The 2,464-nt window shown below is 64.0% G+C and carries 3 protein-coding genes and 1 pseudogene; 3 read left to right on the forward strand and 1 reads right to left on the reverse strand.

Annotated elements, in window-relative coordinates:
* Positions 1-115 precede the first annotated feature (115 nt).
* Genes EN939_RS29750 through EN939_RS39765 form a run of 3 tightly spaced genes read left to right on the forward strand, consistent with a single transcriptional unit; the run spans position 116 to position 1,509 of the window.
* A complete protein-coding gene (locus tag EN939_RS29750) occupies positions 116-991 on the forward strand; it encodes an alpha/beta fold hydrolase (RefSeq protein WP_127271241.1) in 876 nt (291 codons plus the stop codon).
* A gap of 56 nt (positions 992-1,047) precedes the next feature.
* Positions 1,048-1,374, forward strand: coding sequence for an antibiotic biosynthesis monooxygenase family protein (locus EN939_RS29755; RefSeq protein WP_127271242.1), 327 nt, complete (start codon positions 1,048-1,050; stop codon positions 1,372-1,374).
* 12 nt (positions 1,375-1,386) lie between these two features.
* Positions 1,387-1,509: a hypothetical protein gene (locus EN939_RS39765; protein ID WP_256748382.1), complete on the forward strand. Its 123-nt coding sequence runs from the start codon at positions 1,387-1,389 to the stop codon at positions 1,507-1,509.
* 133 nt (positions 1,510-1,642) lie between these two features.
* Here the strand turns inward: EN939_RS39765 and EN939_RS29765 are convergent.
* A pseudogene (locus EN939_RS29765) lies at positions 1,643-2,464 on the reverse strand (DNA mismatch repair endonuclease MutL); the annotation flags it as partial.

The following is a 2,464-nucleotide window of genomic DNA, read 5'->3' on the forward strand; positions in this document are numbered from 1 at the left end:
GGTGTCATCGTGGTGAATTTGAAGAGATGAATATTGCCGGCCGTCCGCTTCCCTCATTCGGGAACGATGCCTCGGTCAAACGCGTTTAGCCGGTGTTTATTCGACGGAGGTCCGAATGCCGGGTGCAACGACGCACCGACGCATGCAACTGGGTGATCTATCCATTTTCTATCGCGAGGCAGGGCCGCCAGAAGCACCTGTCTTGCTGTTGCCGCACGGCTATCCCTGCTCTTCGTTCCAATTCCGCCGACTGATGCCGGCGCTCGCCGACCGCTGGCGAACGATTGCATTCGACTGGCCGGGCTTCGGATACAGTGGCACACCAGATCCGGCCGCCTTTGGCTATGATTTCGACGCCTATTGCGACGTGCTTTCCAAACTTGCCGATGAATTCGGTCTCGAGCGCTACGCCTTGTGGCTGCATGATTACGGCTCGCAGATAGGACTCCGGCATTCGATCTCGCACCCCGAGCGGATCAGTGCCCTGATCATCCAGAACGGCGACATCTACGAGGACGTGCTTGGCCCCAAATACGCCACGATCAAGGCTTGGTGGGCCGACAAGACGCCCGACAAGCACCGTCCGCTCGAGGCCGCGGTAAGTGAGGACGGGTTCCGGGCCGAGTTCATCGGAGAAGTGGCTGACGACATCGCCACGCGCGTGGCGCCCGATCTCTGGAGCCTTCACTGGCCACTGATGAACACGCCGGTTCGTCGGCAGATCGCCGTCGGTCTGATGGAGAAGCTGGAAGCCAATCTCACCTGGTTTCCGCGCTACCAGGCTTATTTGCGTGAACACCATCCGCCCACGCTGATCGTTTGGGGGCCAGAGGACGGCTATATGCCCGCGGCGTCGGCACGGGCCTATCATCGCGATCTGCCCGATGCGGAACTGCATCTGATCGAGGGGGCGGGTCACTGGCTGCTCGAGACACATTTCGACGACGCGCTGCCGCTGGTCCATGATTTCCTGGGTCGTGTTCACGGCTGATCACAGCCGGTGTCCGCTACGCTCAGTTGCTGTCCGCCTGACTGAAGGAGAACCTCATGCCGACCAAACCGACCATCGCGCGCATCTGGCGCGGCCGCACCCGCCGCGACATCGCCGACGCCTATGAGCCATACCTGCGTGCCGAGGGTATTCCGCCCCTCGAGAAGACAGCGCTTGGCGTCCAATTGCTGCGCGCGGACCGCGATGCCGAGACGTGGTTCACAACCATCTCGTATTGGGCCGACATGCAGGCGATGACCGCCTTTACCAAAGGCGAACCGACCAAAGTCCATCATCTGGACCGCGATCCCGAGTTCCTGATCGAACTGCCGGAGCGGATCGACATCCACCGGATATTCGTCGATCGCCAGGGATTGCGCTGAACGGCGAATCTGGTGGTTCGCAATCTCGCCTTCTTCGCGGTGATGTCGCTGATCTGGGGTCTGACCTGGGCGGCGATCAAGCTCGGTCTCGATGACGTGCCTCCGCTCCTGCTGGCGGCGGCGCGCTATTGCTGACCGCCGCGCTTCTGGCAACAGCGGTGCGTGGAGCCGGCGCGGCATTCGCCCACGGGCGAACGGTGGTCTCGGCATTGCTGGTCAACACCGGCACCTACGAGCGGTGAAGCGATGGCCCGCAATCCGTCCGCAGCTACCGCCGCCCGAAAAGCCGTTCGATGTCCGCCAGCTTGAGTTCGATATAGGTTGGGCGGCCGTGGTTGCAGGTGCCCGAACCGGGCGTCGCCTCCATCTGCCGCAGCAGCGCGTTCATCTCCTCGGCCTTGAGCAGGCGGCCGGAGCGCACAGAGCCGTGGCAGGCCATGGTCGCGGCTATTTTGTCCAGCCGCTCCTTCAGCGTGTCGACCGTGTCGTTGTCGGCGATCTCGTCGGCGAGGTCGCGCACCAATTGCCCGACATTGGTCTCGCCCAGCATCGACGGCGTCTCGCGCACCGCGACGGCGCCGGGGCCGAAGCGCTCGATGCCGAGACCGAAGCGGGCCAGCGTTTCCGAATGCAGCGCAAGCCGCTCGGCGTCCTCTTCCGGCAGGTCGATGATCTCGGGCAAAAGCAGCATCTGCGAGGGCACCGGGCGCGAGTGCAGCGCATTCTTCAGCGCCTCGTAGACCAGCCGTTCATGCGCCGCATGCTGGTCGACGATGATGAGCGAATCCCTGGTCTGGGCGACGATGTAGTTTTCATGCACCTGGGCGCGCGCCGCGCCCAGCACCGCGCCGAGCAGGGTCTCGGCCGCTTCATCCTGCCCTGCGCGTGCATCGGCGCTGGCAAGCGGACCGGCATCGAAAGCCGCTTGCTCGTTTTCACGCAAGCCGCGCTGCTCGAAGCCCGCACCCTCGAAACCCATATCGAGCGGCCGCTGCGACGACCGGACGGGATCGAAGCCGGACGGGCCCGACGCGCGGTAGGCCGCGTCGTAGCTGCGGTGGCCGTTTGCCGGTCCGCCGTGGCCGTAGGA

Origin of the sequence: Mesorhizobium sp. M7A.F.Ca.CA.002.05.1.1, assembly GCF_003998335.1 — a bacterium.
GTDB lineage: Bacteria > Pseudomonadota > Alphaproteobacteria > Rhizobiales > Rhizobiaceae > Mesorhizobium.

Bases quoted from the DNA above. Each gene is read 5' to 3' on its own strand.
- EN939_RS29750 (WP_127271241.1), top strand. From the start codon at position 116: ATGCCGGGTGCAACGACGCACCGACGCATGCAACTGGGTGATCTATCC.
- EN939_RS29755 (WP_127271242.1), top strand. From the start codon at position 1,048: ATGCCGACCAAACCGACCATCGCGCGCATCTGGCGCGGCCGCACCCGC.